Origin of the sequence: Nocardiopsis sp. NPDC101807, from assembly GCF_044766605.1 — a bacterium.
Lineage (GTDB): Bacteria > Actinomycetota > Actinomycetes > Streptosporangiales > Streptosporangiaceae > Nocardiopsis > Nocardiopsis tropica.
The window spans coordinates 19774-34505 of record NZ_JBIWMK010000016.1; the positions used below are offsets into that span (position 1 = coordinate 19774).

The 14732-nt window shown below is 73.3% G+C and carries 1 protein-coding gene (running past one end of the window); it reads right to left on the minus strand.

Annotated features, from left to right (window positions below; genetic code table 11):
- Positions 1 to 14694, minus strand: the beginning of a protein-coding gene (locus ACIRPH_RS31490; RefSeq protein WP_402921238.1) for a hypothetical protein. It extends 17415 nt beyond the left edge of the window; only the first 14694 of its 32109 coding nucleotides appear in the window; the start codon lies at positions 14692 to 14694; its stop codon lies off the left edge, out of view.
- Positions 14695 to 14732: the final 38 nt, after the last annotated feature.

A 14732-nucleotide genomic window follows, 5' to 3' on the forward strand; every position in this document is an offset into this window, starting at 1 on the left:
GAAGACGGCCTCGATCTGTGCGCGGTGATCGTCGTTCCTCTTCTCCTTGCTGGAGGGGGCGTGGCCGTTGCCCCGGTTCCCCTTGGGCCGGGGGAGGAGGTGGTCGGCCAGCCAGGCGCCGAGGCTGTTCTGCCGCTGTCGGCCGCCGCCTCCCGTCGTCGCGGTGCCGGTGCTGTCACCGCGGTCGCCGGAGGTGGTGGTCCCACCGGTTCCGCTGTCGGAGGCCGGTGTGAGCGGGGAGAAGCGGGTGATCTCCAGCGGGTGGCCGGCACCGATGAACGGGCGGTTCACCGGCTTGTGGTGCCCGTTCGCATCCGGCGTTCCGTTGTCGGGCGTGATCTGCCGGGGGCCGTCGGAGGAGACCGCCTCGCCCGGCAGGTTCATGATCAGCCCGTCGTACGCGGTCCCCTCCCGCACGCGCGGCGCGGTGAGGCCGGGCCCGGTGACGGACGCCTTCATGCGCAGGTCGCTGACGTAGACGTTCGGGGTGCCGAGCAGTTCGATGCCGGTACCGGAATTGGCGCTGGTCGCGGCCGATCCGCCGGTGCTCCGGAGCTGGAAGCCGCCGCGTGTGCCGATGGAGAAGATCGGCCCCGCGTCGCTGCCGCTGACGTTGGCCAGGTAGATGGGGCTTCCCATGAACTTCGCGCCGACGGTCCCGCCCCCGTCCTGGGAACCGGCCTCGCTGGAGGACACCCCGGGTCCGGCGCTGTGGAGCCTCAGGTGCGTGGAGTCCCCGCCGCTCAGGGACTCGGTCTTGAAGTGGTAGAAATCGCCGTCGAGGGAGCGCAGGTCGATGTCGGCGCTCCACGTCTGCCCGTCGTGGGTGGTGCTGACGGTGTGCCCGCCCTCGCGCAGGAAGGGGCGCGGCCCCTCCTTCGTGAGGATGGCGGCCACGCCGTCCAGGATCGCCCGCCGTGCGGCGGCGGGCATGTCAGGCGTGCCGGCCAGGACGTCGTCGACGAACCCGTGCAGGTGCTCGGCGAAGAGCATGTTCGGACCGAGGAGGTTGGACGTGGTCAGGTAGCCCAGGTCGAACGCCTTGTCACGTTCCGGGGCGAAGGCACCGGTGTAGGTGGGGGCCGAGGGCTGCTGCGGCGGGGATCCCTCCGGCGGTGCGCCCTCCGGAGGGGTCTCTTCCTGGTGGACGGGGGAGTCGGTGTCGAGGGGGACGAGCCTGATGTCCCCGTCGTCCCCGTCGAGGGGGACGGGTCCGGGGTCGCGGCTCGACCCGCCGGTGGTCTCCAGGACGGCCATGACGGTGGTCGGGCCCTGGGGGCGCAGCAGGTCGGCCTGCATCTGGGCGAAGAAGTCGTAGGCGCGGTAGGCGTCGTTGGCCTGGCGCTGGGCCTCGTAGGCCTGGGCGCGCAGGTCGGCGGCGTCGGGGCGGCCCTGGCTCTCGGCCTCCCTGGTCTGGGCGACCAGGTCCTGGGCACGCTGGTAGCCGCTGATCGCGTCCCTGATACCGGCCGAGGCCAGTTTCCCGAGGCGGATGGCCTCGGCCATCCTGTCCGACGCGGCCTGCGGGGAGGGGTCCCCCGTCCGGCCAGTGCTCTCGGTCATGGGGAAGGCGATGATGTCGTGGCCGCCCCGGCCCTTTCCGCGCGAGGAGCCTGCGCCGTCCCCGCCCGTTCCGCGGCCCCTGCCCCCGCCCCCGGAGCCGGTGCCGCGCCTGTCACCGGACCGACCGTCGCTGCTGCCGCTCCGGTCGCCGCCGTCGGAGCGGTCGCCGTCGCCCTCGGAGGAGGTCCTCCCCGGAGCCCCGGCCGCCGGGATCCTCTCCAGGAGGTTCCGGACGCTCGTGATGCGCCTTCGGGCGCTGTCGGCGATGTTCCCGGCGTCGTCCCGGGCCTCCCGGGCGGTCTCCGCGGCCTCGGCGGCGCGCTCGGAGGCGGCCTCCGCCTTCTGGGCGGCCTTCTGTGCTTCCTGGTGCGCGCGACGGGCGGTGGCGTCGGCGCGGTCGGCGGCCTCCACGGTCGCGTCGGCGGTGTCCCGGACCTCCTGGGCGGTCTCCAGCGCCTCCTCGGCCCGCGTGGCCGCATCGGCGGCCGCCTGTGCGGCGTCGTCCGCCCGGGCGCGCAGGCGGTCGGCCTGCTGGGCCAGCTGTCCCGCGTTCTCCGCTGCCCGCTGCGCCAGCGCGCTCGCCTCACGGGCGGTCCGCCGGGCCTCCTGGGCCCTGGTCCGCGCGTCCTCCGCGGCCTGGCGCGCAGCGTCCGCCCGCGAGTCCGCGGCTCCCCGGGTGTCGGTGCTGCTCGATCCCTCGCCGACGGTCGGGTCGGTCGTGCCCGGCGCCGTCCGCCCTCCGGGGGAGGGGCGGGAGGCGTTCGCGGCGGCCTGGGCCGCGAGGTCCGCCGCGGTGCGTGCGGTGAGGGCGTGGGCCTCGGCCCGGGCGGCGCCCCCGGCCGCGTCCGCGGCGTCCGCCCGCACCTCGTCGGCCCTGGCCCTGGCCGCGTCCGCCGCCGCTCGGGCGTCCCTTGCCGCGTCGGCCGCCCCTCGAGCCGCCTCCCCGGCGTCGCGCGCGTCCTGGGCGGCCCGGTCGGCGCTGTCCCGGTGGGCCGAGGCCTCGTTGCCGATCCCCTCGGCCCAGGTCCGCAGGGTCTCGGCGTCCGCGGCCATCCGGTCGGCCGCGGCCTTCGCGGCGTCGGCGTCCGCCTGCGCGGTGGCGGCCTCCGTCGCGGTGCCCTCGGCCTCCTCCCGTGCGGTGTCGGCGCGATCGGCGATCCCCTCCAGCTCGGAGATCAGGCTGTGGGCCCGGTCGCGCGCGTCCTGGGCGGCCCGGCCCCCGTCGGCGGACCGGTCCTGCCCGGACAGGCCCTCCACGGCGGTGCTGAGCGCCCGGTACCGCGGCGGGGTCGCGTCGAGGTCGTCCTGGAGCGCGGCGACGGTGTCCTCGTGCCCGTCGGCGGTCTCGTGGACCTCGGTCGCGGCGGTGTCCGCGTCCTCCGCCTCGGAGGTGGCCGTCCTGACCCGTTCGACGAAGGCGCCGCGATCGGGCTCGGGCATCGTCCGGGTGGCGTTGTTCCGGGTGGCGGTGATGTCGTTGCCGGCGGCGGTGGCGTCGTCGTGCGCGGTGTCCGCCGCCTGCTGCGCGTCCTGTGCCTGCCGTACCGCCCCCGGCGCGGGGGCGCCGCCGGCCGCGGGCGCGGGGGCGCGTCCTCCGGTTCCGGCGGCGGGCGCGTCGCCGCCGGAGCCCGTGAGGAGGCGGATGCCGTTCCGGAGGTCGGTCGTGCCGCGGTCCAGGGCGTCGGAGAGGTCGTTCGCCGCATCGCGTGCGTCACGGGCCTCCTGGACCGCGCTGTCCACGGTGTCGGAGGCGCGCTCGACCCGTGCCTCCACGGTGTCCGTCTCGGCCCCCCGGACGTCCCCGGGGTCCGGGAAGCCGTCGGGGTCCGGCCGGGGGGTGCCGGGCTCCGGGGCGCGAAGGTTCAGCTCCGACAGGAACCGGTCGGCCAGGCCCTCGCGCGGGACCGTGGGCTCCGGGGCCGGAGGGGTCACGGTGACGGTCGGCTGCGGTCCGTCGGTGGCCGTGGTCGTGACACCGGTGTCCCCGGTGGTCGTGGTTGTCGTGTTCCCGGTGTTCTCGGTGGTGCCGGTGTTCGTGGTGTTGTCGGCGGGGGCCGGTGCGCGGGTCGTCCCTTCGCCGCTGTCGCCGCCCACCGTGCGCACGGGGGGAGCGGTCCCGCCGTCCGTCCCCTGGCCGGTCTCCCCCAGGACGGTGCGCGTGTTGTTCACGGTCTCGATCAGGGCGTCGATCTGATCGTCGAAATCGGACAGCGCCTGTTGGTACTTCTCCTCCTGCGCGTTGTAGGCGTCCTCGGCGCTCCGGTCGCCCGGGGCGGCGGCGTACCCCTCGGCCAGGCCCTCCAGCGGGGCCCGGGTGTCGGCGTAGGCGGCCTCCGCCTCGCTGAACTCCTCCCGAGCCTTGTTGAGCCGGTCCATGACGGGGGCCATGTCCTTCGCCTGGTCCGGCGTGAGGAAGCCCATCGCGATCGCGTCGGACTCCGAGTACCAGCCGGCCATCCTGACCGTGACGTCGTCCACGCCCCAGCGGGTGGGCCGGGAGTAGAACGGGGTCGACGCGAGGCTCGGGTCCTTCGGGTGGAACGCGGCGGGCGCCTTGAGCTTGCTGCCCGCGCCGAACGCCCAGGTGGCGTCGTACTCGATGAGGTAGACGGGCCCCTGGCGGAGCTGGTCGGACTCCTGGTAGCCCTTGACGGCCTGGTTGGAGCCCGATTCCGCCCCGTGGGACGAGCCGGTGTTCACACCCGGCGCGCCGGTGTAGGTGCCCTCGTGCCCGTCGTAGGGGATGCCCTCCGCCGCGGTGCTCAGCCCGGCGGGGCGGAACTCCCCGCCCCGGCCCCGGCCCCCGCCGTGGGAGTCGCCGGCGCTGTTCGACCGGGGGTGGACGCGGGAGTCGCTGAGCTGGCTGCCCGGCAGCGCGTCCAGGATCTTCGCCCCGCGGCTGCTCGGCACGACCTTGGCGCCCCACTCGGTGCGGCCGATGTCCGTGAACTCCACCCCGTCGGCGTTGTGCGAGGCCGACGGGTACACCGCCTTGACGGCGCTCTCGCTGAGGCTGTGGTCGATCTCGTTGTACACCGGGTCCTGGCCGTAGGCGTCCGCGAGGTAGGCGCGGGCCGCGTCGGCTGTGGCCCGGGTGGGCTGCCCGTCCTCGAGGGTGGCGGGGGGCGGCTTCCAGCCGAGGGTCTGCGCGATGACGACGTTGGCCCTGTCGCGCAGCGCCTGTCCGCCGTCCTGCACCATGGCGGGCTTGGTGATGGCGGTGTCGTTGCCCGGCCGGGGGCCGGCGTCGCCGGTCCACGTGCGCAACGCGTCGGCCACGGACGCGTAGACGGGGGCCGGGGTCCGCTGCGTGGTGTCGCCGTCGGCGGTGGCCCGGTCGTTCCCGGTCGTGTCGGTCCGCGTCCGGTCGCCGGTGGTGTCGCCGTCCTCCGGGGCTGCAGGGGCCTCCCGGTCGGCCGGCGCGATCTCCGTGGAACCGGTGCCGTCCGTGGACGTCGTGACGGCCGGGGCGGGCGGCGGCGACAGGGTGTCGGCGCCGGTTTCCTGCGTGCCCCCCTCCGTGCCGGTGGTCGTGGTGGTCGTCGCCGGGGGGTCGAAGGTCATGTACGCGAACGGGTACATCGTCTCGACGCGCCCGCTGTCCGCGGTACCCGTGTAGGTCGTGCGCGGGCGGTTGCCGTTCTCCCCGCCCTTGGGCTCGCCCAGTTCGAGGGTGAGCGTCAGGGTCGTGTCCGCGCGGACCTTCGCGTACGGGGTGTCCATGTGCAGTTCGACGGTGTGGGCGTCGTCCTGGGACTCCCCGGAGGAGCGCCCGTCGCGCGAGGACGAGGACACCGCTCCGGCGGGGGAGGCGAACAGCGGACGGTGGTCCGGCTGCCCCTCCGACCCCTGGTCGTCCTGGGCGTAGGGGAGGGGCTGCAGGAGCACGCCGTCCGCGCCCACCGTCGTGCCGGTCCCCCGGTTCTGCGAGTGCGCGTCGGTCGCCTTCCACGTGTGCGACTCGATGTAGTAGCCGGACTGGCCGACGTACGAGACGTCGGTGCGGTTCGGGTCCCTGGTCAGGTTCACGTAGACCTTGCCCGGGGTGGCCGAGCGCATGGGTCGCACCCCCGAGTCCGGGCCGGGCTCCGGTCCCAGGGCGCGGACCTTGACCGGCACAGGGACGGTGGAGTCGGGGTTCTGGCCCAGGTGCGTGGTCAGTTTCTGCAGAAGGAGCTCCCGGCCGCCGCTCGTCAGCTCCAGCCCGTTCGAGGCGAGGTCGTTCACCAGGTTCTGGATGGCGGCGTCGGGTTCGGCGGGCTGGACCTGCCTGCCGCTGCCCTCGAACCCGGGGCGCACCCGGGCGTTGTCGGGCTTCTTCGGGTTGGGCTGCGGGCTCAGGTCCACCCTGTCGCCGTCGCGGGTCGCCTTGTCCATCACCAGGTCGGCCTGCTGCGCGTCGCGGGAGTGCACGTAGCCCGAGAGCAGGTCCTGGACGGGGACGGTCCACCCGTGGAACCGGGTGTTCCAGCTCAGGGGCGGTCCGATGCTCCAGTTCTTCGCGAACTCGATCGCCTGCGTGAGCTTGCCGGAGGCGCGGAAGGCGTACGCCTTGGTGATGTTCGGGATGAACAGCACCGACGACGTGAACGAGGTCGACCGGGTGTTCGACGTGCCCCGGGAGAAGAACGTGCGGGAGAGGGAGGGGCCGACCAGCGGGATCGGCCGGACGGCCTCGGTGGGCAGGGAGTCGTCGGAGGGGTGCGGGTTGGGGTTGCGGCCCCCGCTCCCCCCGAACTTGAGCCCGACGCTGCCGGTCAGGGAGGAGTTGGTGGACACGGACACCTCGGTGCCGCCGTTCCACCGCATCTGGGCGTCGACGGGGCGGAAGTCGGTGACGGTGTCGATCTCGACCTTGGTGGCGACGGTGGCGCGGACGTCGTGCGGTGACCGGAAACCGCCGCTCATCTCCTGGCGGATGCGGGACCCCGACGGCGTGGTGGCGCTCTTGCTCGTGGCGAGTTCCTCGGCCGACAGGTGGTTCTCGAACTGTCGGCCGCCTCCGGACGACTGGGAGAGGAAGGAGTCGAGTTTGAGCCGGAATCCGTCGTAGAGGCCGCCGCGGGGCTCGGAGAAGGTCCGGAAGGTCTCCTCCAGCAGCCCGCGCATGCCCCGGCTGCCGGTGTCGAAGTGGGTGTTGACGCGCTCGAAGGTGCCGCCGATGCGGCGGATCGCCTCGGCGCGGGTCTGGTTCAGGGTCGGCGGGCCCTGCCGGGGCCCGTTGGCCGGGGCGCCGTCCCCGCTCGTCGCGACGGGCTGCTGCGTCGTTCCCGTGGTGGCGCCGTCGGGGGGCGGCGGGGAGAGGAGGACGGCCTGGTTGTCGTTGGTTCCCCCGGTGTTGCCGGGGGGAGGCGGCGGGGAGAGGACCACCGCCCGGTTCCCGTCGGCGACGGTGGTCGTCACGGTGCCCGTGGGGGGAGCGGTGGTGTTCTGGGGAGGGGTGACGACCTGGGCGCCCTCGCCGAACAGGCGTCCCCAGGTGTGCACGGCCCCGTCCCGGATGACGGTCCACCGGCCGCCCCGGCCACCCTCCGGCGTGCCGCCGGGGGCGGTCTGCGGGACGAAGTTCCGGCGGATCATGTCCCGTGCCTGCTCGGGCGTGAGCGGCTGCCGGCCGTCGGCCGTGTCGGTGTCCGTGTCCCCGGAGGTGTCCGTCCGCGTGGAGTCCTCCCCCCGGGTGTCCGTGGCGGTCGCGGGGGTGTTCCGCGTCTCCTGCCCGTCGGAGGAGGTGGCGGTGTCGCCGTCGCGGGTCGTGCCCGCCGGGTCGGACACGGTGTCCGGGGCCATCGGGGGCATCTTGGGCGTGAGGAGGACGGTCTCGGCGTCCATCCCCGTCCCCAGGAGCGGGATGCCGTGTTCGCGCTGGGGCCGGTCGTCGCGCGCCATGCCGATGTCGTCGTGCTCGAACAGCCGTGCGGTGAAGCGGGTGCGGGACGTCCACACGTCGGAGTCCCCGCTGAACAGGACCGTCTCCTCGGAACTGTGGGAGAGGCCCTGGCTGGAGCCCTTGCCCGTGCTCAGGGAGGTGTTCAGCGAACCCGAGGGGTTTCCCAGGACCCGGGGGACGCCGCGCGCGTCGGCGCCTTCGTCGGTGCGCACGCTCGCGCCCACGTTGAGGCCGAGCGAGTGGTTGACGCTCGACCCCTTCGTGGTCGTGATGCCGGCCGAGCCCGCGAACCGGGCGCCGCCGCTGGCGGTCGTGTCGAACTGGTGCACCAGGCGGTCGAAGTCGCCGTAGACGCGCACGGTCACGGCGTCGGGACGGGACCCCTTGTCCCGCCGGAGCATCGTCGGGTCGATCACGGCGGATTCCTTGAGGCGCACCGGGATGCCGTCGCCGGGCAGGTCGGACGCGCCGCTCTTGAGGCCGGACTCGGAGAGCGCCTTGATGACCTTGAGCGTGTTGTCCCGGGCCACGTCCACGTTGCGGCGCAGACCCCAGCGCTCGCGGAAGCTGCGGAGCGGTCCTTCGGGGTCCATGCGGCTGGGGCGGACGGCGTAGTCCTTGTTGGTCCGCGCCAGGTCCGGGATGACCATGCCGGGGCGCTTCTCGGCGATGCCCTTGAGCACGTTGTACGCCAGGTCGTCGTAGAACGGGCGCTGCGGTGAGGGGGGCGCCTGCGTGTCACCGTCGGCGTCGTCGTTCCCGGTGGTGTCCGCCGTGTCCGTGGCGTCGGTGTCGCCTGTGGTTCCCGTCGTCGCGGTGGTGTCCGCCGGAGGGGCCGGGGGAGCGTGGCCGAACCCGCGTACGGTGGCCCCGCTCAGGTCCGTGGGGTGGTCCACCGCGAGGTTCGGGAACGGGGGCCGTGGCGGCGCGGCCGGTCCGTCGGCCGAGGTCGGGGCCTTGGACGGTTCGCCGTTGAGCAGGCGGGCGTCCTCGACCGTGAGCATCTCGACGGTGTCGGCCTCGAAGCGGTGGGTGTCCGGCTCGCCCTGGACGCGGACGTAGAAGTCGCGCTTGACGTCGTAGGCCGCGTGGCCGGAGGGGGCGTGCACGACGTGGCTGCTGGTCCCCGAGGTGTTCAGGGTGGTCCCGGTGCTCTTCTCGAACGTCGCCGAGTACTCCACGAAGGGCACGTCGATCCGGATGCTCCTGCCGTTGGGCAGGTCGATCCAGATGCCGAAGCCGCCGCCGATCGAGCCGGAGGCCACGGTGGAGTGCTTCACGCTGGAGGAGTCGCTCTTGACCGCGGTGTTGCTGTGCACGAAGTCGGCCAGGCCGGGGGCGAAGTCCTTGCGGTCGTACTCGGTCGAGACCGACCACATCTGCATGATGCGCGGACGGCTTCCGGGGATCTCGATCCGGATGTGCGCGGAACTGTTGACCATCTGCGGCAGGTACTGCAGCACCCGGTCGTTGTCGAAGGTGGACTCGATGGCCTCGCGGTACTGGTTGTCACGCCGTTCCTGCCGGGAGGGGGCGCGGCCGCCGCCCCGTCCGCCCTTGGGAGGGGTCCCCAGGAAGTGGTCGGCGAGCCAGGTGCCGAGGGTGCCCTTCCCCGGACGGCCGCCGCCGTCCTTCGTGGTGGTGCCGTCGTCGCGGTCGCCGTCACCGCTGCGGTCGGTCCCACCGTCTCCGCCGGTGTTCCCGTCCGTGTCACCGCTGGTTCCGCCATCGGACGCGGGGGGGACCGGGGAGAAGCGGGTGATCTCCAGCGGGTGGCCGGTGCCGATGAGCGGTCGGTTCACCGGTGGACGGTTTCCGTTCGCGTCCGCCGGCCCGTTGTCGGGCTCGATGTGCCGGGGCGCGTCGGAGGAGACCACCTCCCCGGGCAGGTTCATGGTCAGCCCGTTGTACGCGGTCCCCTCCTGGACACGGGGGGAGGTGAGGCCGGGGCCGGTGACGGAGGCCTTCATGTGCAGGTCGCCGACGTAGAGGTTCGGGGCGCCGAGCAGTTCGATCCCGCTGGCGGAGTTGGCACCGGTCGAGGCCGACCCGGAGGTGCCCCGGACCTTCATGCCGCCGCGCCCGCCGATGGCCGCGATCGGCCCGATGTCGTTGCCGCCTGCGCTCGCTACGTACAAGGGGCTCATTGTGAACTTGGTGCCGACGGTCTTGCCCGCGCCGCGTGACCCGCCGTCGCTGGAGTCCACCCCGGGCCCGGCGTCGTGGAGCCTCAGGAACCTGGAGTCCCCGCCGCCGCTCAGGTTCTCGGTGCCGACGTGGTAGAACTCGCCGTCCTCGGGGCGCAGGTCGATGTCGGCGCTCCACGTCTGCCCGTCGTGGGTGGTGCTGACGGTGCGCCCGCCCTCGCGCAGGAAGGGGCGCGGCCCCTCCCTGGTGAGGATGTCGACCACACCGTCCACGATCCCCTGACGTGCGGGGGCGGGCATGCCCGGGGTGCCGGCCAGGACGTCGTGGACGAACCCGGGCAGGTGCTCGGTGAAGAGCATGTGCGGTCCGAGGAGGGTGGACGTGCTCAGGTAGCCCAGGTCGTAGCTCTGGCCGCTGCGGTCCGGAACGAAGTCGCCGCCGTAGGTGAGGGGCGGGGGAGGAGGCGGGCCCTCCCGGGTGCTCCGGTTCGGGTCCCGGTCGCCGTCGGTCCCGGTGGTGTTCCGGTCGTCGGCCGGGCCGCCGTCGCGCGTGAGGGGGGAGTCGGCGCCGAGGGGGCCGAGGGGTACGTCCCTGCTGGTTCCGCCGAGGGGGACGGGTCCGGGGTCGCGGCTCGACCCGCCGGTGGTCTCCAGGACGGCCATGACGGTGGTCGGGCCGTCGGGGCGCAGCAGGTCGGCCTGCATCTGGGCGAAGAAGTCGTAGGCGCGGTAGGCGTCGTTGGCCTCGCGCTGTGCCTCGTAGGCCTGGGCGCGCAGGTCGGCGGCGTCGGGACGGCCCTGGCTCTCGGCCTCGCGGGTCTGGGCGACCAGGTCCTGGGCGCGCTGGTAGCCGCTGATGGCGTCCTTGATGCTCGCCGAGGCCAGCTCACCGAGGCGGACGGCCTCGGCCACCCTGTCCGACGCGGCCTGCGGAGAGGGGTCCCCCGTCCGGCCTGCGCTCTCGGTCATGGGGAAGGCCTCGATGTCGTGGCCGTCCCGGCCCTTTCCGGGCGGAGCAGGCGGCTGCGACTCCTGCCCCGACCGGTCAGAGCCCGGCAGGTCGTCCCGCACCGGCGCCGGTTCCCCCGGCCGATGGTTGACCGGCGCCCCGGACACCGGAGCACCGGCGACATCCGGATCCGGAGTCCGCGCGGGACCGGTCGCCGACCGATCCGCGCCAGGACCGGCGGAGGACACGGCAGGCGAGCTCACGGAGGCGTCGTCAGCGTCATCGGGAGGGGTGAACCGCACCGACCGCCCCGCCCCCACCGGAACCGTCCGCCTACCGGAAGCCCGGGCGAGGACATCGTCGGGAACGGGGACGCCGGAGCCACGCAGAACGCGCAGCGCATCGGCCAGCGCCCCCTGCTTCCGCCACGCCTTGAGCTGGTTGTACACCTCCATCGCGGACACCGGGACCTGTCGGCCGTCCGGAACGGTGACGGTGAGGTCCCGCGCCGGTGAGCGGTGCACCATCTGGTCGAACCCGACGCCGAACACATCCAGGGCCACACGCTCCAGCCCCGCCCGATCCAGGCCCGGGTCCGCGGAGACCGGTTGCAGCCCGGAGAGCAAGTGGTGGGCGACATCTCGCAGCGCGTCGTCGGGCAGGGCTCCGATCCACTCGTCGCCCGTCACCTCCAGGCCGTTGTCGGCGAGCACACCGAGCGCTTCGACCAGATCGCCGTTGGAACGCCACTGGTCGATCTGCGTCCGTACGTCCCCGGCGGTGATGGGAGGGCGTCCCTGAACGGCGGGAATGTCGTCGATCGGCCCGCGGCCCGCGGCGTGGTCGCGCCCGGCGGCGAAGACGGCCAGCGTGTCGACGTAGGCCGGCTCATCGGACTCGGTCAGCACGTCGTGGAGCTCGCCCCGAACGTGGTCGGGCAGCGCATCGGTCATGGCGGAGGCGGGCACGCGCACCCCGCTCCGGTCGACGAGATCCAGCGCCCGCGCCAGCCGACCGTCGGCCCGCCAGCGGTCGACCTGGGCGTCGAAGGCGGCACGGGCTCGGGCCGCGCGGGTGTCGGCGCCGGAGTCGGTGCCCCGCGCCGAGGCGTCCTCGGGAGAGACGAGCTGGTCCGCGATCCGCTCACCGTCCCACCCCCGGATCAGTTGGTCCGTGGCCAGGGCGAACCGGTCGAAGACGGCGGCCCGCCGCGGGTCTGACGCGTCCAGACCGGGCGCGAGGATCTGGATGATGTCCGACTTCACCTCGTCGGACAGTTCGGCGGCCCGTGGCGGCGGCGTGTAGTCGGACGTGCCGTGCTCCACGACCGAGGCGATCGTGTCGAGGTAACCGCTCAGGACGACGGGGTCGCGGCGTGCGTACAACTGCCCGTCGGCGCCGCGCTTCGTCCATGCGTTGCCCATGAGGCCGTAGCCGTGGTCATCGTCGCTCGGACGCACCGCATCGGCGTCCCTGCTCCCCCGGAAAACCGTTCCCGGCTGGAAGTACTCATCGAGCAGCCCCAGCAGGTGCGCGGTTTCATGGACACCCGATTCCACCGGGAACGCCGCGTTCCAGTTACTGGTGCCCATGCTCTTGCCCCCCCGCTGGGGGTGGGAGTACAGGTCGATCTCATGATGGACCTGGGCAGCGGGGGTGGAGTCGTCTGCCAAGAGGAGGCGGACGTGCAGCTGGTCCCCGCTCCCGGGCGAGGGCGGCTCGGCACCCGATGCGGAATCGGCCACCTTCATGTCGTCCGGGTCCGGGACGCTCTTTTCCCCGAAGAGGGTGTTGAACAGGTCGTCACCGAGTTTGTGCATCCGGGTGCCGTCCGCACCCACCACGGTCCCGTCCCCGCGGACCCGGAATTGCCGGTTCCACATGGCGTCCAGCTTGGCCTCGTACGCGCGCACGTACGCCTCGTACCGCTCTGGCGTCAGAGTGTCCTCGTCGCGGCGGATCCGAGGGCGGAAGGTGAGCTCCAGGACATGGGTCGGGCCCCCCTCCGTGCGGTGTTCCTCCGGAATCGGGATTCGCGCCCACTCGAACCTGCGGGTGGCCCACAGGGGGTCCATCTCCGCCTTGACGAACCGCTCCGGGGCGCCGGGCCGGGCGTCGGGGTTGTCCAGCACCGTCGCCGGGTCGACCGGGTCACCGTTGGCGTCGAGGTCGACGGGGTTGCCGTCATCGTCGAGGCCCACCGGGTCACCGTCGGGGCCGAGGTCCAGCGGCCGGGCCGCGCGGGAGTCGGCCATGGGTTCGGCGAAGTCGGCGTCCACGGATCTGCCCACCTGGTGGACCGGCGCCGTCGCCCGCGCGGCCTCCCACGCGGACGGGTCCGCCAGGCCGGTGTGCACCCGCGCGGGTTCAGCACTCCGAGGGTCGGACCAGCGGCGTGCCGGACGCGGCTCCACCATCGTCTCGATCCGCTCCAGCGTCCGCCGCGCCACATACGGGCGGTCCTCACCCCGTGCCGGGTCCCCGTCCAGCATCCCCAACCGACGCAGTACCTCACCAACGCCCCGGCCATCACCATCCGTCCCCAGATCCGGCGGCACACCATCAGCCGCAGGCGGCACCGGAGACCAGACCAGCGTGGCGTGCGCCCCCTCAGAACTGGGGCTCACCAGATCGAAGCTCACCTTCAGCTGCTGTCCACCGCGCGGCAGCACGAACTTGTCGTTGAACACCTCCTCGACCTGCCGCTTCAACGCCATCGACGCATAGACCTGAGCCCGCATGTCCACGCCCTGTTGAAGAAGAGCACGGATCCGCAGCTTCACATCACGAACCGAGGACGGATCCCCCTCACCCGCACCATCGATCTTCCTCGTCGTGGACTCGAAGAAGAGATTGTCGATCCGCACCTCAGCACGCATCGGACCATGGTTGGTGTTCACCTCCACCGTCAACGGCGGCGCACCCTCCGGCAGCTTCAGGTTCTGCGCGAAAAGGCTCGAGACCTTGCGCACCTGCGGCTGCGACTCCGGACCCCACCGGTCAGAGCCGGGCAGGTCATTCCGCACCGGCGCCGGTTCCCCCGGCCGATGGTTGACCGGCGCCCCGGACACCGGAGCACCGGCGACATCCGGATCCGGAGTCCGCGCGGGACCGGTCGCCGACCGATCCGCGCCAGGACCGGCGGAGGACACGGCAGGCGAGCTCGCGGAGGCGTCGTCAGCGTCATCGGGAGGGGTGAACCGCACCGACCGCTCCGCCCCCACCGGGTAGAGATCGTCGACGGCTCCGGAGCGGTCGCCGCTCTTCTCGCCCGATCGTTCGCCGTCGCCGGAGCGGTTCCTGCCGTCACCGGGCTGGTCTTCGTCGCGGTCCTGGGATCGGTCGTCGTTCCCGGAGGATCCCTCATCGCGCTCGTCGGACTGTTCGCCGTCGCGGTCGGAGGGGGTGTGTCCGGTGTCCTCGGTGTCTGCGGAGCGGTCGCCGCTCTGTTCGCCCGACCGCTCGTCTCCGTCGCCGGATCGGTCCCCCTCGTCGTTCCGGGAGCGGTCGTCGTCGCGGGAGGTGCCCTCGTCGCGGTTCCCGGGCTGTTCGCTGCCGCGTTCGGACGGGCTGGGCCCGGTGGCCTCCGTGTCCCGGGTCGGTCCGCTCTCGGTGGCGGGCGTCGGGGATTCGCTCGAGGAGGACCGCTGCTCCGGGACGCGCTCGTCGGTGGAGGTCGTCCGCTGCTTGTCCGTCGCGTGCTGGTCGTGCTGGTCGTGCTGGTCGACGGGGTCGACGGTGGTGGAGGTCTCCGGGGCGGTCGGTGCGCCCTCGGTGGTGACGTGGGGGGTGTTGCCGTCGCGGGGTGACCGGTCGGTGGAGGGGTCGGGGGTGCGGGTGTCGTTGGTGCGCTGGGGGGAGCGTTCGGCGGGTGTGGAGCGCTGGTTGTTGTCGGTGGTCGTGTTCTGCGGTGTGTTCGCGGGCGGAGGGGCTGCCTGGCCCGTCGGGGGCGCCACGGCGACGGGCGCGGGTGTGTGCTGTTCCGGGTCGCTCCGCTCCTGGGACGTGGTGCGCTCCCCGTGTTCGGTGCCGGGGTTCTGCGCCTGCGGTTCCGGTGTGGTCTGTTCGGCTCCGGGGGGAGGGAACGCCATCGGGTTGTCGGGGACGATGGCGTTGAGGAAGTTGACGGTCAGGGGGCCGTCGTTCATTCCGGGGTGGAAGAGGTCGTCGCCCAGGCCGGGGTGTT